Origin of the sequence: Sphingomonas sp. 1F27F7B (genome assembly GCF_005503355.1) — a bacterium.
GTDB lineage: Bacteria > Pseudomonadota > Alphaproteobacteria > Sphingomonadales > Sphingomonadaceae > Sphingomonas.
In genome coordinates, this window is record NZ_SCMK01000013.1 from 125,707 (window position 1) to 145,791 (window position 20,085).

Sequence of the window (20,085 nt, forward strand, 5' to 3'; positions counted from 1 at the left end):
GCGTGAAGTCAGTAAAGCAGATGCGCCCGCCGCGCTTCTTCCCAGGCCGCCTCGTCCGGCAGGGTGCGCGCGTCGAGGTCGCCCGGCGCGGCGCCGGCATCGTCGACCCATTCGCGCAGGGCCGGGCCGCCGTTGATCACGTCGATCGCCAGCTTGTCGAAGACATATTCATAAGGGAAATCGCGCCACAGGTCATAATCGCCATGGAGCCGCCGGATCGCCTTGAAGCCCAGCGCCTGGAGCCGCCAGGGCCGGAACGCGGCATGGTCGTAGCTCGGCCCCTCGGCATGGATGAACACGCCCGAGCAAAGCCGGCCGACATGCTTGTGGAAAGTCGGCTGGAACCAGAAATCCCGCAACGTGCAGCCGGCAAGCCATTCGGGCGCCAGCGCGCGCATCTCGGCGATCACGGCCCTTGCGTCGATGTCGGGCGCGCCGAACAGTTCGAGCGGGCGGGTGGTGCCGCGCCCTTCGGAGAGCAGCGTCCCCTCCAGCATCACCGTACCGGCATAGGCGCGGGCCATGTTGACGTTAGCGGCATTGGGGCTCGGATTGATCCAGGGCCGCTCGGGCGGCCAGCCGAAGCCGGGCGCGGCATCGGGCTGCCAGCCTTCCATCGCGATCACGCGATAGTCGACGTCCAGCTTGAACTGCCCGATGAACCAATGGCCCATCTCGCCCAGGGTCATGCCGTGGCGCATCGGCATCGGCCCGGCGCCGACGAAGCTCTCCCAGCCCGGCAGCAGCGTGGTGCCCTCCACCGGCCGGCCGGCCGGGTTGGGCCGGTCGAGCACCCAAACGCTCTTGCCGTGCGCCGCCGCCGCTTCGAGCACGTAGAGCAGGGTCGTCACGAAGGTGTAGATGCGGCAGCCGAGATCCTGGAGGTCGACCAGCAGCACGTCGAACGTGCCCATCGACTGGCCGGTCGGCCGGCGGACCTCGCCATAGAGGCTGAACACCGGCATGCCATAGGTCGGATCGGTGAAGTCGGGCGACTCCATCATATTGTCCTGCAAGTCGCCGCGCACGCCGTGCTGCGGACCGAACACCGCCGAGATGTCGAGCCCGGTGGCGACCAGCGCGTCCAGCGAATGCGTCAGGTCCGCCGTCACCGAGGCGGGGTGCGCGAGCAGCGCCACGCGCTTGCCTTCGAGGGGACGACGAAGCTCAGGGTCGGCGAGCAGCCGGTCGATGCCGAATTTCATGGCGCAGCAGGTGCCGGGAGTTCGACCGCGACGCAAGCCGGATCGTCGCGCGCAGCCGGCAAGTCACCTCGCCGGCAAGTCGATCGCGAATCCGGCGGGCGCATGGAAGTCGGGCGCCGCCGGCCCGTGCAGCACCGACCAATAGGATTTGGCGCCGTCCGCCTCCTCGATCACGGCGGTGATTCCGGCCTTCCACGCCCCGCCGGGCAGCCCGCCCAGGTCGAGCCGCACGCGAATGCCGTCCTCCAGCGGTTCGATCGCCGGCGCAGCGATCGGCTGCTCGCGCATGCCCTCGCGATATCCGTGGAACCGATAGGCCGCCCATTGGGTGGAGGGCGAGAAATTGAACTCGAAATATCCCTCGCCGCCCTCCGGCCGGATGAACAGCTCGAAACAGGTTCGTCGCCATAGCCCGTCGGTCCGCTCGGGCGCGGCGGGCGCGGGCAGCAACGGCATCCGTCCCGTCACCCGATAGGCGAGAATGCTCGCGCCGCGCCGGATATCGGCGGTGACGTCGATGCCCTCGACACCGTGCGGCGGATGTTCGGGATGCGGGACCAGCGGAATGCGGAGCGACATGCGCCCCGCCCTAGCGCAGTTCGCCCGATCGGCGAAGCGCGCTCAGAACCGGAAGCTGACCCAGCCGGACAGGAAGTCGGAGCTGCCAAAACCCGCCCGGCTGAGCGACGGGCCCGCCGCCAGATGCTCGTACCGGCCGGTGACGGACAGACGCGGCGAGATCGACCAGACCAGTTGCACGCGGCTCACATCGGCGATCTTGCGATCCATGACCTTCTGCGTACCGGCAAAGGGCTGGCCGTTGGCGCGGTACACGGCGTCACGCGCATCGTCGCGCCAGGCCAGCTCATATTCCGCCGTCACCCGCACTCCCTTCACGGGCGAGAAGGCCAGGGTCGGCGCCACCGTGATCAGGTTCGAAGGCGTCAGGAACAGCTGGTAGCTGTAATAGATGTTGTTGCCGAACGGCGCATAGGCGTTGCGCAGCTTGCCGTCGCCATAGCCGCCCCCGCCGCTGGCATAATCGGCATGGAAGCCGATACGCGGCGCGGTGGCCGATTTGCCGAGACGATAGCTCTGGGCGAAGAATGCCTGCCACGCATCGATGTCCTGGCCGATATAGCGGCCCCATTGATGGTTGACCGACCAGTCGATCGCCATCCGCCCGACATCGCCCCATAGCCGCGCGCCGCCATAATAGCGCCGCGCGGGCCCCACTCGGCCACCCCAGGCGCCCACATCGTTGCGCCGGCGCCAGAGAAAGGGATCGAGATAGAGCTTCGAGCCGCCGAGCCAGGTCCGCGGCAGCGCGACGCCGAAGGTCACGCCCGAAAAGCGGCGCGCGGGATCATTGACGTCGTCGTCGGGCCCCAGGTCGCCATAGGCGGTGGGCCGCAGATCGAACAGGTCGACGCGCAGCCAGCTGCTCCGCGCCCAGGCCCGGATGCCGTTCAGCGTATAGCGGATCGTGTTGTTGTCGCGCTGCGAGACCAGCAGGTTGGGCCCGTCGGTGAATTCCTGCCGCCCATAGCGCGCGCCGATCGCCACGCCGCCCAGCTCGGCGGTCGCTTCGGCGAAATATTGCTGGAAGACGAGATCGTTGCGCAACGAAGCCGCCGGCACGCCCAGGTTGCGCCCCGAAATGCCGCCATGCGCGACTTCCCCGTACAGGCGCAGATGCGGCCCCAGATGGAGATCGGCCCCGGCGACCAGCCGGTTGATGTCCTGCCGCTGCTGCGGCGCGTCGCGCAGGCCCGGATTGGTCGTCAGATTGACTCGCAGCCGCGCCTCGCCGGACAAGGTCAGATAGACGTCGCCATCCTCGTCCAACGGCAGGAATTTGAGCCGGTCGAGCGGATCGTCGCGCCGCGCGGGATCGCGCATCGCCCGCCAGTCCTCGGCCCAGCGCGACAGGCTGTAGCCGCCCGTCACCGCGCCGTCGCCCGATGCACCCGCGGGATAGCCGCCGCCGCTCGCCTTCTCCTGCGGTGCCGGGGCCGGAACCTCCCGGATGGTCTGCGCCGCCGCGCCGCCGGCCAGCAGCATGGCGAGCGGCACGGCGCCACCGGCAAGGGCGCGCAACGCTATGGGCACGAAATGGCATCCTCTCAGGGGCTCGGCCGATTTTGCAACGGACGATGTTGACGTTCGCACATGGTACAACCACTTGGCGAAGCGCGTCGCGCGGCACGCTATTTCAGATTAATCGATTTATTACAAATACTTATGAAGCATCAATCCCCTGCGGGCGCGCGCATATGCGTGAAAATGGTGACGCGCTGGCGGGCCCATGTGCGATATTCCGCACAACACGCCTGCCCGCTTGCATCCGCGCCGGGGATGACGCGACCGCGCGCCTCGGCTATGCGGCCCGCATCATGACCGAATTCAAGTCCGATCTGCTCCGCCTGCTTTCCACGCGCGGTTACATCCACCAGGTCACCGACCCGGAAGCACTCGACGATCTCGCGAGCCGGCAGATCGTGCCCGGCTATATCGGCTTCGACCCGACCGCGCCTTCGCTGCATGTCGGCAGCCTCGTCCAGATCATGCTGCTGCGCCGGATGCAGCAGGCCGGCCACAAGCCCATCGTCCTGATGGGCGGCGGGACCGGCAAGGTGGGCGATCCCTCGTTCAAGGACGAGGCGCGCAAGCTGATGACGGTCGAGACGATCGCCGGCAACATCGCCTCGATCAAGACCGTGTTCGAGAATTTCCTGACCTTTGGCGACGGCCCCACCGATGCGGTGATGCTCGACAATGCCGAATGGCTCGACGCGCTCGAATATCTCCCGTTCCTGCGCGACTATGGCCAGCATTTCTCGGTCAACCGGATGCTGAGCTTCGACTCGGTCAAGCTCCGGCTCGATCGCGAGCAGTCGCTGTCGTTCCTCGAATTCAACTACATGATCCTCCAGGCCTATGATTTTCTGGAGCTGTCGCGCCGCGCCGGCTGCCGCCTGCAGATGGGCGGGTCGGATCAATGGGGCAATATCGTCAACGGCATCGAGCTGTCGCGCCGCGCCGACGGCACCGAAGTGTACGGCGTCACCACCCCGCTGATCACCACGGCGGATGGCGGCAAGATGGGCAAGACCATGTCGGGCGCCGTCTGGCTCAATGCCGATCAGCTCCCGCATTTCGATTACTGGCAGTTCTGGCGCAACACCGACGATCGCGACGTCGGCCGCTTCCTGCGCCTGTTCACCGACCTGCCGCTCGACGAGATCGCCCGGCTCGAGGCGCTCGAGGGCGCCGAGATCAACGAGGCGAAGAAGGTCCTCGCCAACGAAGCCACCGCGATGTGCCGCGGCCGTGCCGCTGCCGAGGAAGCGGCCGAGACCGCACGCAAGGTGTTCGAGGAAGGCTCGGCCGGCGGTTCGCTGCCCGCCTTCGCGGTCGAGGGCGGCCATATCACCGTGGTCGACGGCCTCGTCGCGCTCGGCCTCTGCCCCTCGAAGGGCGAGGCGCGCCGCAAGATCGCCGAAGGCGCGATCCGCGTCGACGATCAGGTGGTCAGCGACCCCGCGCTCGAGATCGCGGTGACCGCGCCGATCAAGCTCAGCTTCGGCAAGAAGAAGCACGGGCTGCTGGTGCCGGCCTGAGCGGGCCGCATCGCCTGATAAGTCGCTGTTAAGCGTCTTCGTTGGAACGAGATTCACACGGTAACGGTATCAATCGCAGACGTACCTCAAGCGTTTCGTGAGGCCGTGCGTGAACTTTGGATCGAATCTGGCTTATTCGGAGATCCGGCGGGAGGGGCGCGAAGACGTCTATTACCGCGCGCGCGCCTTCGGCCCCGACGCGAGGCAGCTTAACTTCGTCATCGTCAATATCTCGCCGCACGGCCTGATGGCGCGTTGCGATGATCCCGTCGAGACGGGCGACCGCATCCGGGTGGTGCTGCCGCATGCCGGCACGGTGGTGGCCGAAGTGCGCTGGGCGCTGGGCGGCCGCATCGGCTGCCAGTTCGAGCGCGCGATCGATCTGGCGAGCTATTACGAGCTGATCTCGCTCATGGTGAAGGCGAAATAGGCCTGTTCCCGTCGACCGGGACGGGACGCCCCTATCGCAACTGGCGCCAGACGCGATCCGCGGCCCTGCCGAGCGCCACCGGCACCGCGATGGCCAGCATGAGGATCACCCAATGGGGCATCTCCAGCCGCATCGCGGCCAGGGCGCCCTCGTAGACGCCGGCCGTCGCGCCGATCGCCGCTGCCAGCAGCCCCGCTGCCAACCACCATGACCTTTGCATAGAGGTCTCTCCTCGTGCGCTTGTAACCGGCCTTCAACGATAATCCATCTCCGCCAGCCCTACCCCGCCCGCAACAAGCTCACCGCCGCGTCCCGCTCGAACAGGTACAGCGCGATCCGCGCCGCCTCGCCCCGTGCCGAGTGCAGTGCCCGGTCCTGGTCCTCGAGCAGCCGCGCATCGCCATTCGCCGCCGCGATCAGCGTCGCCAGGCTCTCGGGCGTCGCCAGCCGGAAGGTCTGCTCGCCCGATTGGCGCGTGCCCAATATCTCGCCCGCACCGCGCAGCTCCAGGTCGCGCTCGGCAATCAGGAAGCCGTCGGTCGTGTCGCGCATCAGCGCCAGCCGCGCACGCGCGGTCTCGCTCAATTTCTCCCCGCGCAGCAGGATGCAGTGCGACTGCCCCCCGCCCCGCCCCACGCGCCCGCGCAGCTGGTGGAGCTGGGCCAGCCCGAACCGGTCCGCCGCCTCGATCACGATCAGCGTGGCGTTAGGTACGTCGACCCCCACTTCGATCACCGTGGTCGCCACCAACGCGCCCAGCTCGCCGCTGGCGAAGCGCGCCATCACCGCGTCCTTCTCGGGCCCCTTCATCCGGCCATGGACCAGCCCGATCTTGTCGCCGAACCGCGCGGTGAGCATCGCCGCGCGATGCTCGGCGGCAGCCAGGTCGGTCTTCTCGCTCTCCTCCACCAGCGGGCACACCCAATAGGCCTGCTTGCCCGCATCGAGGTGCCGACCCAGCCCCGCGATCACTGCGTCGAGCTTTTCCTCCGAGATCACCGTCGTCTGGATCGGCTGGCGGCCCGGCGGCATCTCGTCCAGCCGGCTGACGTCCATCTCGCCATGGCTGGCCAGCTGGAGCGTGCGCGGGATCGGGGTGGCGGTCATCACCAGCAGATGCGGCGGCACCTGCGCCTTGGCCTGGAGCATAAGCCGCTCGGCCACGCCGAAGCGGTGCTGCTCGTCGACCACCACCAGCCCCAGGTCGCGATAGGCCACGCCCTGCTGGAAGATCGCATGGGTGCCGACCAATATGTCGATCTCGCCCGCGGCCAGCCCCATCAAAATGGCCTCCCGCGCGCGGCCCTTGTCGCGCCCGGTCAGGATCGCGATGCGCACGTCGAGCCCGGCGAGCAGGCGCGAGAGATTGTCGTAATGCTGGCGCGCGAGGATCTCGGTGGGAGCCAGCATCGCGCCCTGCGCGCCGGCCTCGGCGGCGATCAGCAGCGCCATCGTCGCCACCAGCGTCTTGCCCGCGCCGACATCGCCCTGGAGCAGGCGCAGCATCGGCTGGGTCTGCGCCATGTCGCCTTCGGTCTCGCGGATCGTGCGCGATTGCGCGCCCGTAGGCGTGTAGGGCAGCCGGAGCCGGTCGCGCAGCCGCCCGTCGCCGGTGAGCGGCCGGCCGCGCTTGGCCCGCGCCTCGCCGCGCACCAGCATCAAGGCGAGCTGGTTGGCGAAGACTTCGTCATAGGCGAGCCGTTCGCGCGCCTTGGCGTCGGCGGGGTCGGCATGGATCCGGGCCAGCGCTTCCTTCCAGCCGGGCCATTGGCGCCGGCTCTTCAGGCTCGGCTCGATCCATTCCGGCAGCTCGGGCGCGCGCTCGATCGCCTGGGCAGCCATCGCCGCGATCCGCTTGGAAGTGATGCCTTCGGAACAGGGATAGATGGCCTCGCGCCCGCCGCCTTCCGCCTCACCGGGCACGGCGACTTCGGGGTGCACGATCTGCAACTCCTGGCCATATTGGTCGAGCTTGCCCGAGACCCAGCGCTTCTCGTTCAGGGGCAGCAGCTTCTTGGCCCAGCCCGAATTGCCGCCGAAGAAGACCAGGCTGACCTGATTGCCGTGCGCGTCCGCCGCCTGCACCCGCGCGGGCGAGCGGGCGCTGCCGCCGAAGCGATATTGCACAGGCGTGAGCTCGATCGCGATGATCCGCCCCGCGTCCGACGCCATCAGTACGTCGCGCGGGATCCGGTCGATGAAGCCGGTCGGCAAGTGGAAGGCGACGTCGACGACGCGCGCCAGGCCCAGCCGCTCGAGCGGACGGGCCAGGGCCGCACCGATCCCCTTGAGCGCCGTCACTTCGGCGAAGAGCGGATTGAGGATTTCGGGGCGCATGACGCCCGACCTAGTCCCTGCGATGGTCCGCCGCTAGGGGGCGCGCGGGATCAGGCGGCGCTGCGCACGGGCGCGATCGCCTGGCCGGCCGCCTCGATCGCGGCATGGACTTCGATCACGGTCGAGCCGACCACCACTTCGTGCGCGCCGTCGAACGAGAGGACGCCGACATCGGCACCGGCCATGTTGATCGTCGCGACCGTGCGCACCGCGGCGATGTTCACCAGCATGGGGTCGCCGTTGATCGATTTGAGCATCACGAAACGCATTTGAACCGGCCTCTACGCAAATTGTCTTTCCATCATAGGAGGATCGCCGCGCGACCGCGCGGAAATGGCCGATTAAGTTGCGGCTGGCGTTCGTTTGCGCGGCAACCTATCTGGGGAACCGTATCCACCATTTTCGCCGACACGCATTTCTTTGCGCCGCCGGCCATTTCCCATTGAGGACCGAATGGACCGCGAAATCCGTCTCAAGCGCCTGCGCTTCCGCGCCTGGCACCGCGGCGTCAAGGAAGCCGATCTGCTGATCGGCGGCTTCTTCGACCGGCATGGCGCCGGCTGGAACAATGCCGAGATGGACCTGTTCGAGGCGCTGCTCGAAGAGCAGGACGTCGACATCATGGCCTGGGCGATGGGCACCGCGGCGGTGCCGGAACGCTATGTCGGTACGGTAATAACCGCCCTCAAGACATTGAACTACGTACCAATTTCTCGCTGAGTCCGAATGCCCGACCTCAAGACCATCCTTTCCGCGCAAAAGCCCCTCACCCTCTCGGGCGCCCCCGCCGGCTTCCTCCCCTGGATGCTGGCCGATCTGGCCCGCACCGGGCGAATGACGGTATTCATCGCGCCCGACGAGGCGGCGATGCGCGCCGTGGCGGGCACCGCACCCTATTTCGCGCCCGAGCTCGACGTGCTCGCCTTCCCCGCCTGGGACTGCCTGCCCTATGACCGCGCCAGCCCGACCCTGCGCGTCATGGCCGAGCGGCTCGCCACCCTTCACGCGCTCCAGGCGATCAGCGACAAGCCCCGCCTGCTGGTCACCACGGTCAACGCCGTCACCCAGCGTACGCTCACGCCCTTCCGCATCCGCCAGCTCGTCGCCCGGCTCGCACCCGGCGAACGGATCGGCCTCGATCGCCTGTCCGTCTTGCTCCAGGCGAACGGCTATGTCCGCGTCGACACGGTGAACGACGCCGGCGAATTCGCCGTCCGCGGCGGCCTGGTCGATCTCTTCCCCTCGGGGTCCGAGCAGGCGCTCCGCCTCGATTTCTTCGGCGACGAGATCGAGAGCGTCCGCACCTTCGATGCCGCCGATCAGCGCACCACCGGCCGGGTCGACGGCTTCACCCTGCTCCCCGCTTCCGAAGCCCTGCTCGACGAGGAATCGGTCAAGCGCTTCCGCACCCGCTACCGTGAGAAGTTCGGCGCCACCGCCACCGGCGATCCGCTCTACCAGGCGATCAGCGACGGCCGTCGGCTCGCCGGCATGGAGCATTGGCTGCCGCTGTTCGAAGAACGGCTGGAGACGCTGTTCGAGCATCTCCCCGGCAACGCGATCCTGATCCGCGACGCGGGCGATGCCGGCGCCGCCGAGGCGCGGTTCGAAGCCATCGCCGATTATCAATCGAACCGCGTCCGCGCCCAGTCGTCCGATCCGGGCAGCTATCGCCCGCTCGCGGCCGACGCACTCTATCTCGTTGCGAACGAATGGGAAAAGCGCCTCGCCGATTGGCCGGCGCACGTCAGCACGCCCTTCCACGAGCCCGAGAGCGCCACTGTCCTCGACTTCCAGGTCGACGGCCCACGCGATTTCGCGCCGGAACGCGCCGCCGGCACCAACGTCTATGAAGCCGTAGTCGAGCACATCGCCAAGCTACGGAAATCAGGCAAGAAACCGGTCCTCGCCAGCTATTCGAACGGCGCCCGCGAGCGCCTGACCGGCCTGCTCGCCGATCACGGCCTCAAGGCTGCCCGCAAGGCCGAGAGCTGGCATGAGGCGATGGGCGTCGCCGACAGCGCGGTCGCGATGATCGTGCTGCCGCTCGATCACGGCTTCTCCGCCCCCGACGTGGCGGTGCTCACCGAGCAGGACATGCTGGGCGATCGCCTGGTCCGTCGCTCCAGGCGCCGCAAGTCGACCGACGCCTTCCTCAACGAACTGGCGACACTCTCCCCCGGCGATCTGGTCGTGCACGTCGATCACGGCATCGGCCGCTATGAGGGGCTCACCCAGATCCCGGTGCAAAAGGCGCCGCACGACTGCGTGGCGCTCACCTATGCGGGCGGCGACAAGCTCTACGTCCCGGTCGAGAATCTCGAGGTCCTGAGCCGCTACGGCGCGGGCGAAGAGGGCGCGACGCTCGACAAGCTGGGCGGCGAGGCCTGGCAGCGGCGCAAGAGCCGCATGAAGGAGCGCATCCGCGAGATCGCGGGCGAGCTCATCGCCACCGCCGCCAAGCGCGCCACTCGCCCCGCCGAAGTCGCCGAGCCCGATGCCGGCGGCTATCCCGCCTTTGTCGATCGCTTCCCCTATGAGGAGACCGACGACCAGGACCGCGCGATCGGCGACGTGCTCGAGGATCTGGCCGCCGGCCGCCCGATGGACCGGCTGATCGTCGGCGATGTGGGCTTCGGCAAGACCGAGGTGGCGCTGCGCGCCGCCTTCGTCGCGGCGATGGCGGGCATGCAGGTCGCGGTGGTCTGCCCCACCACGCTGCTCGCACGCCAGCATTTCAACAACTTCACCCAGCGTTTCGAAGGCTTCCCGATCAAGGTCGGCCGCCTCTCGCGCCTCGTCGGCACCACCGAGACCAAGGCGACCAGGGACGGCGCCGCCGACGGCACGATCGACATCGTGGTCGGCACGCATGCCGTCCTCGCCAAGGGCGTCGAGTTCAAGCGGCTCGGCCTCGTCATCGTCGACGAGGAGCAGCGCTTCGGCGTCACCCACAAGGAACGGCTGAAGGCGATGAAGGCGGACGTCCACGTCCTCACCCTCACCGCAACACCGATCCCGCGCACCCTCCAGATGGCGATGTCGGGCCTGCGCGAGCTGTCGGTGATCCAGACCCCGCCGGTCGATCGCCTGGCGGTGCGCACCTATGTGATGCCCTGGGATCCGGTGGTGCTGCGCGAGGCGCTGCTGCGCGAACATTATCGTGGCGGCCAGGCCTATTTCGTCACGCCGCGCATCTCGGACCTGCCGGAGATCGAGGAGTTTCTGCGGAACGACGTGCCCGAGATCCGCTATGTCATCGCGCACGGCCAGATGGCGGCGGGCGAAGTCGAGGAGCGCATGTCCGCCTTCTACGACCGCAAATACGACCTGCTCGTCTCGACCACGATCATCGAGAGCGGCATCGACATCCCCAGCGCCAACACGCTGATCATCAACCGCGCCGACAAGTTCGGCCTCGCCCAGCTCTATCAGTTGCGCGGCCGGGTCGGGCGCTCCAAGACCCGCGCCTATGCCTATCTGACCACGCCCGCCCAGCGCCTGATGACCGAAGCGGCGGAGAAGCGGCTCAAGGTGCTCTCCGATCTGGAATCGCTGGGCGCCGGCTTCCAGCTCGCCAGCCACGATCTCGACATCCGCGGCGCGGGCAATCTGCTCGGCGACGAGCAGTCCGGCCATATCAAGGAAGTCGGCTATGAACTCTACCAGTCGATGCTGGAGGAGGCGATCCTCGACGCCAAGGCCGGCGGGCTGCGCGACGAGCGCCCCCGCGACCTGAGCCCCCAGATCACCGTCGACGCGCCGATCATGATCCCCGAGGACTATGTCCCCGATCTCGACCTGCGCATGGGCCTGTATCGCCGCCTCAACGAAGTGGAGGACCGCGCCGGCATCGAAGCCTTCGCCGCCGAGCTGATCGACCGGTTCGGCAAGCTGCCCGAGGCGACCGAGAACCTCATCACGCTGATCGAGGCCAAGCTCAATGCCAAACGGGCATGCATCGCCAAGCTCGATGTCGGCCCCAAGGGTGCGCTGGTCAGCTTCCATGACGACAAGTTCCCGAGCGTCGAGGGGCTGCTCGCCTATGTCGACAAGCTGGAGGGAACCGCGAAGCTGCGGCCCGACATGAAGCTGGTCATCACGCGTGCCTGGGCGACGCCCCAGGCCCGGCTCAACGGCGCGCTCCAGCTCTCGCGGGGGCTTGCCAAGGCGGCAGGATAGACGATCGGGACCAATAGTTGCACCGTAGAGGCACGCGGGACGCGGGGCTGAGACTCACAACCACCAGATAAAGGCTGCGGCGAGATGCGCGCTCCCGGCAAAGACGACGGAGAACCGGTGGTGGCGGGTGGCGAGGCGCCGGCAATCTTCGAGACGGAGAACATCCGCCGGCCCCTGGATGGAAGGCGACGCTATCCCGTTGTTTTGACGTGAAGTTGTAACACCTTCGCGAACCGTCGATTTGAAATATCGACAACGAGCGCACCTCACGTCACGCCCTCGAAATATTCCAGATAGACAATTCCATTCGATGCGTTCGACTTGACAACCAACCTATCAGCTGGCCCGCTCACGTGTCATGCATGGAGGCACTATGTCCTTTTTGGCAAAAATCCTTTTGCTTCTCTCCGCGTGCTTCTTGATGACCGCAAGCGCTTCGACTCGGACTTTGCCTACCTACTATTAGGTCTCGCTGCAGATCGAACGCGATGGCAGGATCATCGGGAAACCCAATCTCATTATGACGCCCGGCGCTTCCGCGATCATGACGTCAACCAACGGTGGCTACTCGCTGCGGACATCGGCAGGAACCGATGGAGGAATCAAGACTTCATCCATCAATGTTACTACGGAACTTTACTTCTCCAATAACGGCCGGTGGGAACTCGTCGCGACACCAAACATCTTCGCAACGATCGGGCGAAGTGCTGACATGACTTACAAGACCCCGAAGTACGGCAACATAGTTTTGACGTACAATGTAGAGATCGTGAATACGTTAGCCACAAATGTTACATCGTGGGGAAAGAATGCTAGTTCGGAAAAGCGCATTTCCGAGTGGAAGTCAGCCATGAAGAAGCCGGTCTCTTCTATGTCTGTTAGAAAAAAACCAGGTAATCAAGATTTGTTGTAGCCCCTGCTCGGCGGTAAGGTGCTGCTCCGCCGGTCCAATCTGCTGCTCAGATGAAACCAACTGCCCGGGTCAGCGCTGCTGCAGCGATCCTCCGGTGTAATGATCCCGAGAGCCTTCCGGGTCGATCCCGGCAGGCTCCGGTATATGAGCCAGGTGATCGCGCTCACGCTCGCCAAAACCCGTCGATCATCGCAGCGTAAGATGAATGTCGACTTTGGCTGTCGATATCGGGACCATTGGGTTGAGGACTCATGTAAATCATTGATTTTCCTGGAGGCCAGACTTTCATTCGCCATCCCCGCTTTCGCGGGATGAGGGGAGCGGGAATATGCGCCCCCAACCTGGCGCCCACGCCTCCCGCGCTCCCGGTATTTTTGCGTAGTTGCGCATACTGGAACAGCGTTCAGGATAGAGGCGGAATGGTGCCGCTCGGCGCGATGCCCGGGGCCGGCCTGCCATGGGGGACGGGTGGCCCCGGATCATCGTACGGCTTCGTCGTGTTGAAGCCCGATTTGGCAGGTTTCGTGTTGAACCGAGTAGAGCAAGGCTGCGTATCTGGCCGTGACACATGGGATTGAAGCAGGCGAGACCCGGAAAGGGTCCGCTCGTGAGGAGCGAGGCTTGAGGGAGCCGGACAGTTTCGAGCAACGCCGATTGTTGACCGAAGCGATGGCCCGGTTGTCGCATGCGACCTCGATCGACGAACTGGTCACGGTACTACGCGAATGCGCCCGCACCATTGCACGGTGCGATGGCGTGACGGTCATTCGCCGCGAGGGCGATAGCGTCGCCTATGTCGCAGAGGATGCGATGACACCCCTCTTGGCGGGCGAGCGCTTTCCGATCGAGAACTGCATCTCGGGCCTCGCGATCCTCGAGGCGCGCCCGATCCACATCCCCGACATCTATGACGACCCGCGCGTTCCGGTGGACGCCTACCGGCCAACCTTCGTGCGCAGCATGTCAATGTATCCGATCGGGCTGATGGGGCCGAGCATGGCGATGGGCGCCTATTGGGCGGCAGCAGGACCGATCGATCCCGGCACCAGCGCGCTGCTCGCCAGCCTTGCCCGCTATGCCGGCGTCACGCTGGGCCGCGTCACCGATGGCAAGGGTGCCGATCCGGCCTGACTTCAACGCAGCACGAGGCTGTCTTCCCGCTCTTCCTCGAGCTCGTCGGTCGCGAACTTCTCGCGCTGCATGCTGAAGCCGCCGTGCAGCCAGTCCACTTTCCAGCTGCCGCTTGCCTCGACACCCTGATCGTCCACGCTGCCTTCGTAGAAGACGGCATGGTTCCAGCGCCCATGATATTGTTTCACGAACTGGATTCGCGCGCCGTCGCGGCGCCCCGCCACCGTGGCGCTGCGTATGCCGTCCTGTCCGTCCCGCTCGCTGATGCTGCCCGAGAAGACGCCCCCGGCTTCCTCGAGCAGGGCGATGAAGCCATTCTCCTGCACGTCGGCATGGCTGACGTAGCGGCCGTACCAGACGCCGCTCAAATCGCGCGGATCGCTCACCCGCGGTTCGCCAGCTGGGCCAGCGCCGGCACGTCGACCGGCGCCGAGCAGAGGAAGCCCTGGAAATATTGGCAGCCTTCCTTGGCGAGCAGGTCGAGCTGCTCGGCAGTCTCGACTCCCTCGGCCACCACCGCCAGCCCCAGCGAACGCGCCATGTCGATCACGCCGCGCACCACCACGCGGTCACGGGCGGAGCCCGTGATATCCTGGCTGAGCTTCTTGTCGATCTTGAGATAGTCCAGCGGCAACGCCTTGAGATAGGCGAGGCTCGAATAGCCCGTGCCGAAATCGTCGATCGCCACGCGGCATCCCGCCGCACGCAGCAAGGTGAGCAGCCGCGCCGCCTCGCCCAGATCGGACATGATGCCGCTCTCGGTGATTTCCACCGTCAGGCGATTACGTGGGAAGTTGCTCGCGTCAATCCGCCCGAGAAGCGCATCGACGAAGCTGGCGCGCGCTACGTCGGCGGCCGTGACGTTGATCGAAAGCCGCAGCTTGCTCAACGACATGGGCCAATTGGCCGCCGCCGCCAGCGCGCGGCGCTGGACATGGTCGGAAAGCGTCGCGTCGAGCCCTGCCCGCTCCGCCGCGGCGAACAGCGTATCGGCGCCGAGTTCGCCGAACTCGGGATGGTTCCAGCGCGCCAGCGCCTCCACGCCAACGATCTGCCCGGTGGCGATCGAGACCTGGGGCTGGAACAGCACGCCGATCTCGCCGCGTTCCAGCGCGCGGTGGAGATTGTCGACGAGCAGATCTACCGGCGGCGCTCCCTTCTCGCGCGGCACGTCGCCAAGCAGCGCCTCGCTCGTCCGGCGCAGCAGCGCCGCGGCATTGTCGCCGGCCTGGCTCTCACCGGTCACGAGCCGCGCCCCGAGTGGGGCGATGTCGCCCCCGACCACGAAGGGCCGGGCCAGTGCGTCCTCGAGCCTGGCAGCAGCCGAACCGATCCTCGCGGCGTCGACGTCGTCGCTGGCGACCAGGAATTCCGAGCCACCGATCCGCGCGATGATCGCACTCTTGCCCAGCGTCTCGCGCGCCACTTCGCCTACGCGCCGCGACACGCTGCGCAGCAGCTCGTCGCCCACGCCCCGGCCATAGGCGGTGTTCACCGTCTCAAAGCGCGTCAGCCCGATCAACACCACGCCGACGCGGCCGCCCTCGGCGAGGCGTCGGTCGATCCAGCGACGCGCACTGGGCCCGTCGCGCGCGCCGGTCAGGGCGTCGCGCACCGCCGCATTGGCATCCGGCGCCACGCCGAGCGCCTCGACAAGCGCGTGCAGACGGTTGGTGTGCGCATCATATTGAAGATGCTGCACTACCCGGCCCACGCCTGCCAGGTCGTGGGCAAAGGCAGTGGAAGGCGTGTCCGAATTCAAGCGACGGAGCGCGCTGCGCGCCAGCACGCGATCCGCCGGATCCAGCCTGGCGAAGAAGGTGCGCGTGCCGGGGGCCTCGGGCAGACCGAGCAGGCTCGCCAATGCCGGGGTGAGCTGGAGCGAGCGCATCGCCGGATCGAATCGCCAGCCAAGCGGCTCGGGCGGGCCCTTTTCCTGCCCGTTCCATCCGGAAAGCCGATCGACATGCCGCTGGGCGAAGCGAATCGCATGCGCCATCGCGGCCGAGGACATCGGGCTCGACAGGAAATGCGTGGCACCGGCATCGAAGAAATGGCGCATGTGCACCGTGTCGCTCTGCGAAACGAGGATCAGCATCGCCGCGCCATGCGCCTCGATCGTCGGCCCCAGCACCTTGGCCGCTTCCATACCTTCCGAAAGCGCGCCGCGCGCGTCGATCACCGCCACGGCCGCCCCGCTCGAGAGGAAGCGCCGTTCGAGCGCATCGGAGCGCCGCGCCGCCACCACCCGCCAACCGCCCCCCGCAGCGGCCGCCGCGACTTCGTCGCGCTGGCGAAAGCTGAGGACGAACACCGGGGCCGCATCTGCGTTGGCGCTTTCGATGACTGTGAAATCTTCGGACATTCCGCTCTCGATAACGCGAACGCTTGCCCGCCGCTATCATCATGCGTAACTCATCTTGCATGGCAGCCGCGCCCGCCTTGATCGACGCCCATGGCCGCGCGATCCACTATTTGCGCATTTCGGTCACGGATCGCTGCGACTTGCGTTGCCGCTACTGCATGCCCGAGCAGATGCGCTTCCTGCCGCGCGGAGAGCTGCTGAGCCTGGACGAACTCGCGCTGATCGCCGACCGCTTCGTCGCGCGCGGGGTACGCAGGATCCGCCTCACCGGCGGGGAGCCGCTGGTGCGCGGCGATACGCTGGAGCTGGTCCGCCGCATCGCGCGCCATCTCGGCGCCGGTCTGGACGAAGTCACGCTCACCACCAACGGCACGCGCCTGTCCGACCATGCCGAAGCGCTGCACGAGGCCGGCGTGCGCCGCGTCAACGTCAGCCTCGACAGCCGCGATCCGGAAGTCTTTCGGCACGTCACCCGGCACGGCGACCTGTCGAAGGTGCTCGCAGGCATCGCCGCCGCGCAGGCGGCCGGCCTCGCGGTCAAGCTCAACATGGTCGCATTGAAGGGCCTGAACGAAGATGAGATTTCCCCGATGCTCGGCTGGGCGACGGAAGCGGGCATGGACCTCAGCTTGATCGAGACGATGCCGCTCGGCGAAGTGGACGATGATCGCGTCGATCGCTTCCTGCCGCTCACCGGCGTGCTGGCCGATCTCCGCGCGCGCTTCGAATTGATCCCCGACACGCACCGCACCGGTGGGCCGGCGCGCTATTGGCGCGTCGCGGGCACGCGCACCCGGCTCGGCCTGATCACGCCGCTGAGCGCCAATTTCTGCGACGGATGCAATCGCGTCCGCCTCGCCACCGACGGAAAGCTCTATATGTGCCTCGGCCATGACGAGGGCGTGGACATCAAGGCCGCCCTGCGCGGCGCAGGGTCCGCCGGCCTCGACGCCGCGATCGACGACGCGCTGCGGCGCAAGCCTGCCCGCCATGATTTCCGCATCGCCGCCGGCGCCGCCCCGGCCACGCGCCGTCACATGAGCGTCACCGGCGGATGAGCCAGCTCCGCGCGCTCGTCGTCTCGCCCACCGAACCCGCCCAGCTCGCTGCCGACGAGCTGCGCGAGGCCTATGAATGGGTGCCCGTCGAACAGGCCGAGGCGATCGTCGCCCTGGGCGGCGACGGCTTTATGCTCCAGACGCTCCACAATTTGCTGGAGAGCCGCCGCAGCGTTCCCGTGTTCGGCATGAACCTCGGCACGGTCGGCTTCCTGATGAACGACTGGCGGCGCGAGAGACTCGACGAGCGGCTCGCCCGCGCCAAGCCGTTCAAGGTGAGCCCGCTCAAGATGAGCGCGATCAATGCCGCCGGCGAACGCTTCGAGCTGCCGGCGATCAACGAAGTCTCGTTCCTGCGTGAGACGCGCCAGACGGCGAAGCTCGAAGTCACCGTCAACGATCGCGTCGTGCTGCCGGAGCTGGTGTGCGACGGCATGCTCGTCGCGACGCCCGCCGGCTCCACTGCGTACAATCTCTCGGTGCAGGGCCCGATCCTGCCGCTGGGCTCCGCGATGCTGGCGATGACGCCGATCAGCCCATTCCGCCCGCGGCGCTGGCGCGGGGCGATCCTGCCCGACAAGGCCCGCATCGCGATTCGCGTGTTGGAGGCCGACAAGCGGCCCGTGAGCGCGGTGGCGGACCAGCGCGAGGTGCGCGACGTCGCCCGAGTGGAGATCGAGATCGACCATCACCGCGACCTCACCTTGCTCTTCGATCCGGAGCATGCGCTGGACGATCGGATAACGATGGAACAATTCGTCGCCTGACCCCTTGCAATCCACGAGAACCCGCTGCATAGCGCCGCCTCCGCAGCGGTTCGCCGGGCGGAGAGATAGTGATCCCTGATAGCTCAGCGGTAGAGCTCTCGACTGTTAATCGAGCGGCCGTAGGTTCGAATCCTACTCAGGGAGCCACTTCCGAATCCCGGGACGAAGGCCCCGGAAACCGTCTTCGCGGCGGCTTTCTATTCAAACCAGAAATTGTGAATGGCTCCTGATGGGCCAGTCGTCGGCCCGCATGCGAGCAGCCCGGTAATGTGGGGCTTGGAGCTCCGCGCGTGCTGGCCAGGGGGCGCCGGCATGATCGGGCCGCCGGGCGCCCGGCGAAATCGGCTGAAACATGGCCGAGCGATGATGATCGAGAGCCGTATTGAAATCGATCAGATGGATGCATGCCCGCTGCCCGACTCGCATTTCTGCACCTGCTCGCGAAGATGCTCGATCAGCCATCGCCCAGCCGGCCCCGGCGGCGCGTCACGGCGATGCAGCGCGTGCATCGCCATCTGATCGCCTTCGGGCCAGACGTCGCTCTCGGTCCGGAGCTCCACCAGCCGGCCGGCGGCCAGATCGGCCTGAATCATCCAGAGCGGCATGCTGCCCCAACCCAGGCCGGCTTTCAGAAAGGCGTGTTTGGCGCCCAGGTCGGCAAGGCGCCAGGCACGCGGTGCCAGCACTCCGAACTGCCGCCCCTGGGAAAGCTCTGAACGGTCCGACAGCACGAGCTGGGTATGGGCCGAAAGCTGCTCCGCCGAGAGCGGATCCGACGCCCGGGCGAGCGGATGATCGGGTGACGCGACCAGCGTCAGCCTGATCGCCAGCAACCGTTCCGGCTGAAGTTCCGGAGAGAACAAGGGCACGGTGCCGGAAACCGCAAATGCGCTGCGCCTGTCGAGCACCGGCTGGATCACTGCGCCGAGGCTCTCGACATGCACCCGGAGAACCGTGTCCGGAAAATTGGCCTCGAACCCGGAGACCGCCCGAGTGAATATCTCTATCGGGAACATCACGTCGAGCGCGATCGACACTTCCGGCTCGACTCCGCTTGCCAGATCCCGCGCACGGGCCCGGAATTGCCCCGCCTGGCGCAGCACTGCCCGCGCTTCCCCGGCCAGCGCCGTGCCAGCCTCGGTCGGCACCGGATAGCGACCGATCCGCTCGAACAATGCGACCTTCAGCTGGGTCTCCAGTCCCGAGATCGTCTGGCTAACCACCGACTGCGCCCGCCCGATCTTGCGGCCCGCAGCCGAGAAGCTCCCCTCATCGATGGCCGCCACGAGCGTTCGCATCTGATCCAGCGTGATCGATTCAATCATCCATCTAAATCCTGAATGGATTGTATCTGATAATATAGGCTACGACGATATATCTGTCACGCCTATTTCCCACTCGTCTAACCAACGCGTGAAGGAAACAGGCAATGAAACTTCTCCATGTCGATTCCAGCATCCTCGGTCCGGCGTCGGTCAGCCGCCAGCTTTCGGGCGCGATCGTCGCCGCGCAGCGCGCGGCCCATCCGACCATCGAGGTCGAGCATCTCGATCTCGCCACGCATCCAGTCGGCCACCTGACCGGCCTGCATCTCGCCGCGGCGCAAGGCGCCGTTCCGGAAGCGCCGGCGCTGGTCGGCGATATCGCCGCAGGCAACGCCGCCCTCGACGCCTTCCTCACCGCCGATATCGTCGTGGTCGGCGCGCCGATGTACAATTTCGGCATCCCGAGCCAGCTCAAGGCCTGGATCGACCGTATCGCGGTGGCGGGCAAGACGTTCCGCTATACCGAGAACGGCCCCGTGGGCCTGGCAGGCGACAAGAAGGTGATCATCGCCTCGTCGCGTGGCGGCTTCTACGGCGCCGATACAGCGATGGCCGCGCTCGACCATCAGGAAAACTATCTGCGCGGCGTCTTCGGCTTTTTCGGAGTGACGGACGTCAGCTTCATCCGCGCCGAGGGCGTGGCCATGGGCGACGACGCGCGCAACCAGGCCATCGCCGCGGCCCAGGCCGAAATCGGCAAGCTCGCCGAATTCCGCAAGCTCGCCGCCTAAGGCCCATCAAGGGAACTC

Annotated in this window: 17 protein-coding genes and 1 tRNA gene; 9 read left to right on the forward strand and 9 right to left on the reverse strand. The window is 66.8% G+C overall.

The annotated features are described in order from the left end of the window. Window positions 1-8: 8 nt before the first annotated feature. From FFS08_RS13640 to FFS08_RS13650, 3 genes are all read right to left on the reverse strand, one after another. On the reverse strand, window positions 9-1,205 hold the full coding sequence (locus tag FFS08_RS13640; protein WP_137862167.1) for an exo-beta-N-acetylmuramidase NamZ family protein: 1,197 nt from the start codon (window positions 1,203-1,205) through the stop codon (window positions 9-11). Window positions 1,206-1,268: 63 nt separating this feature from the next. Then, complete coding sequence (locus tag FFS08_RS13645; protein ID WP_249341045.1) at window positions 1,269-1,784, reverse strand: DOMON-like domain-containing protein; 516 nt, start codon at window positions 1,782-1,784, stop codon at window positions 1,269-1,271. 42 nt (window positions 1,785-1,826) lie between these two features. Beyond that, a complete protein-coding gene (locus FFS08_RS13650; protein ID WP_137862204.1) occupies window positions 1,827-3,269 on the reverse strand; it encodes an alginate export family protein in 1,443 nt (480 codons plus the stop codon). Window positions 3,270-3,601: 332 nt separating this feature from the next. On the opposite strand from FFS08_RS13650, the gene tyrS reads away from it, so the two are divergent. Next, window positions 3,602-4,828: a tyrosine--tRNA ligase gene (gene tyrS / locus FFS08_RS13655; protein ID WP_137862168.1), complete on the forward strand. Its 1,227-nt coding sequence runs from the start codon at window positions 3,602-3,604 to the stop codon at window positions 4,826-4,828. 109 nt (window positions 4,829-4,937) lie between these two features. Beyond that, window positions 4,938-5,258, forward strand: coding sequence for a PilZ domain-containing protein (locus FFS08_RS13660; RefSeq protein ID WP_171012608.1), 321 nt, complete (start codon window positions 4,938-4,940; stop codon window positions 5,256-5,258). A gap of 31 nt (window positions 5,259-5,289) precedes the next feature. On the opposite strand, the gene FFS08_RS13665 is transcribed toward FFS08_RS13660, so the two are convergent. Genes FFS08_RS13665 through FFS08_RS13675 form a run of 3 tightly spaced genes read right to left on the reverse strand, consistent with a single transcriptional unit; the run spans window position 5,290 to window position 7,864 of the window. Further along, a complete protein-coding gene (locus FFS08_RS13665) occupies window positions 5,290-5,478 on the reverse strand; it encodes a hypothetical protein (RefSeq protein ID WP_137862169.1) in 189 nt (62 codons plus the stop codon). Window positions 5,479-5,537: 59 nt separating this feature from the next. Further along, window positions 5,538-7,595: an ATP-dependent DNA helicase RecG gene (recG, locus tag FFS08_RS13670; RefSeq protein ID WP_137862170.1), complete on the reverse strand. Its 2,058-nt coding sequence runs from the start codon at window positions 7,593-7,595 to the stop codon at window positions 5,538-5,540. Window positions 7,596-7,645: 50 nt separating this feature from the next. Further along, window positions 7,646-7,864: a hypothetical protein gene (locus FFS08_RS13675; protein ID WP_137862171.1), complete on the reverse strand. Its 219-nt coding sequence runs from the start codon at window positions 7,862-7,864 to the stop codon at window positions 7,646-7,648. 184 nt (window positions 7,865-8,048) lie between these two features. On the opposite strand from FFS08_RS13675, the gene FFS08_RS13680 reads away from it, so the two are divergent. From FFS08_RS13680 to FFS08_RS13695, 3 genes are all read left to right on the forward strand, one after another. Continuing rightward, window positions 8,049-8,315, forward strand: coding sequence for an FAD assembly factor SdhE (locus FFS08_RS13680; protein WP_137862172.1), 267 nt, complete (start codon window positions 8,049-8,051; stop codon window positions 8,313-8,315). A gap of 6 nt (window positions 8,316-8,321) precedes the next feature. Continuing rightward, window positions 8,322-11,777 carry a transcription-repair coupling factor gene (gene mfd, locus FFS08_RS13685; RefSeq protein WP_137862173.1) on the forward strand — a complete coding sequence of 1,152 codons (3,456 nt, stop codon included), beginning with the start codon at window positions 8,322-8,324 and terminating at the stop codon, window positions 11,775-11,777. 1,534 nt (window positions 11,778-13,311) lie between these two features. Continuing rightward, the gene (locus FFS08_RS13695; protein WP_137862175.1) at window positions 13,312-13,821 is read left to right on the forward strand and encodes a GAF domain-containing protein; all 510 of its coding nucleotides are present in this window, start codon (window positions 13,312-13,314) and stop codon (window positions 13,819-13,821) included. Window positions 13,822-13,823: 2 nt separating this feature from the next. Here FFS08_RS13695 and FFS08_RS13700 read toward each other — a convergent pair whose 3' ends face one another. Continuing rightward, the gene (locus FFS08_RS13700) at window positions 13,824-14,207 is read right to left on the reverse strand and encodes a hypothetical protein (RefSeq protein WP_137862176.1); all 384 of its coding nucleotides are present in this window, start codon (window positions 14,205-14,207) and stop codon (window positions 13,824-13,826) included. Further along, window positions 14,204-16,186, reverse strand: coding sequence for a putative bifunctional diguanylate cyclase/phosphodiesterase (locus FFS08_RS13705; protein WP_137862177.1), 1,983 nt, complete (start codon window positions 16,184-16,186; stop codon window positions 14,204-14,206). The genes FFS08_RS13700 and FFS08_RS13705 overlap by 4 nt, the downstream gene beginning before the upstream one ends. A gap of 59 nt (window positions 16,187-16,245) precedes the next feature. On the opposite strand from FFS08_RS13705, the gene moaA reads away from it, so the two are divergent. From moaA to FFS08_RS13720, 3 genes are all read left to right on the forward strand, one after another. Continuing rightward, window positions 16,246-17,244 (forward strand): GTP 3',8-cyclase MoaA, encoded by a 999-nt coding sequence (gene moaA, locus FFS08_RS13710; protein WP_249341046.1) that lies wholly within the window; start codon window positions 16,246-16,248, stop codon window positions 17,242-17,244. Next, window positions 17,241-18,011, forward strand: a complete 771-nt coding sequence (locus FFS08_RS13715) for an NAD kinase (protein WP_137862179.1) — start codon at window positions 17,241-17,243, stop codon at window positions 18,009-18,011. The genes moaA and FFS08_RS13715 overlap by 4 nt, the downstream gene beginning before the upstream one ends. Window positions 18,012-18,083: 72 nt before the next feature. Beyond that, window positions 18,084-18,158: transfer RNA gene (locus tag FFS08_RS13720), tRNA-Asn, on the forward strand. Between the two features lie 245 nt (window positions 18,159-18,403). On the opposite strand, the gene FFS08_RS13725 is transcribed toward FFS08_RS13720, so the two are convergent. Further along, complete coding sequence (locus FFS08_RS13725; protein WP_137862180.1) at window positions 18,404-19,336, reverse strand: LysR family transcriptional regulator; 933 nt, start codon at window positions 19,334-19,336, stop codon at window positions 18,404-18,406. 104 nt (window positions 19,337-19,440) lie between these two features. Between FFS08_RS13725 and FFS08_RS13730 the strand changes: the two genes are divergently transcribed. Then, entirely contained in the window at window positions 19,441-20,067 is a 627-nt protein-coding gene (locus FFS08_RS13730; RefSeq protein WP_137862181.1) for an FMN-dependent NADH-azoreductase, read from the forward strand. The last annotated feature ends 18 nt before the right edge of the window (window positions 20,068-20,085 follow it).

Excerpts from the sequence above, each read along its gene's own strand:
- FFS08_RS13680 (WP_137862172.1), top strand. The coding sequence starts at position 8,049 with ATGGACCGCGAAATCCGTCTCAAGCGCCTGCGCTTCCGCGCCTGGCAC.
- FFS08_RS13665 (WP_137862169.1), bottom strand. The coding sequence starts at position 5,478 with ATGCAAAGGTCATGGTGGTTGGCAGCGGGGCTGCTGGCAGCGGCGATC.
- tyrS (WP_137862168.1), top strand. The coding sequence starts at position 3,602 with ATGACCGAATTCAAGTCCGATCTGCTCCGCCTGCTTTCCACGCGCGGT.
- FFS08_RS13705 (WP_137862177.1), bottom strand. The coding sequence starts at position 16,186 with ATGTCCGAAGATTTCACAGTCATCGAAAGCGCCAACGCAGATGCGGCC.
- recG (WP_137862170.1), bottom strand. The coding sequence starts at position 7,595 with ATGCGCCCCGAAATCCTCAATCCGCTCTTCGCCGAAGTGACGGCGCTC.
- FFS08_RS13650 (WP_137862204.1), bottom strand. The coding sequence starts at position 3,269 with ATGCTGCTGGCCGGCGGCGCGGCGGCGCAGACCATCCGGGAGGTTCCG.
- FFS08_RS13675 (WP_137862171.1), bottom strand. The coding sequence starts at position 7,864 with ATGCGTTTCGTGATGCTCAAATCGATCAACGGCGACCCCATGCTGGTG.
- moaA (WP_249341046.1), top strand. The coding sequence starts at position 16,246 with ATGGCAGCCGCGCCCGCCTTGATCGACGCCCATGGCCGCGCGATCCAC.
- FFS08_RS13725 (WP_137862180.1), bottom strand. The coding sequence starts at position 19,336 with ATGATTGAATCGATCACGCTGGATCAGATGCGAACGCTCGTGGCGGCC.
- FFS08_RS13715 (WP_137862179.1), top strand. The coding sequence starts at position 17,241 with ATGAGCCAGCTCCGCGCGCTCGTCGTCTCGCCCACCGAACCCGCCCAG.
- FFS08_RS13730 (WP_137862181.1), top strand. The coding sequence starts at position 19,441 with ATGAAACTTCTCCATGTCGATTCCAGCATCCTCGGTCCGGCGTCGGTC.
- FFS08_RS13645 (WP_249341045.1), bottom strand. The coding sequence starts at position 1,784 with ATGTCGCTCCGCATTCCGCTGGTCCCGCATCCCGAACATCCGCCGCAC.
- mfd (WP_137862173.1), top strand. The coding sequence starts at position 8,322 with ATGCCCGACCTCAAGACCATCCTTTCCGCGCAAAAGCCCCTCACCCTC.
- FFS08_RS13640 (WP_137862167.1), bottom strand. The coding sequence starts at position 1,205 with ATGAAATTCGGCATCGACCGGCTGCTCGCCGACCCTGAGCTTCGTCGT.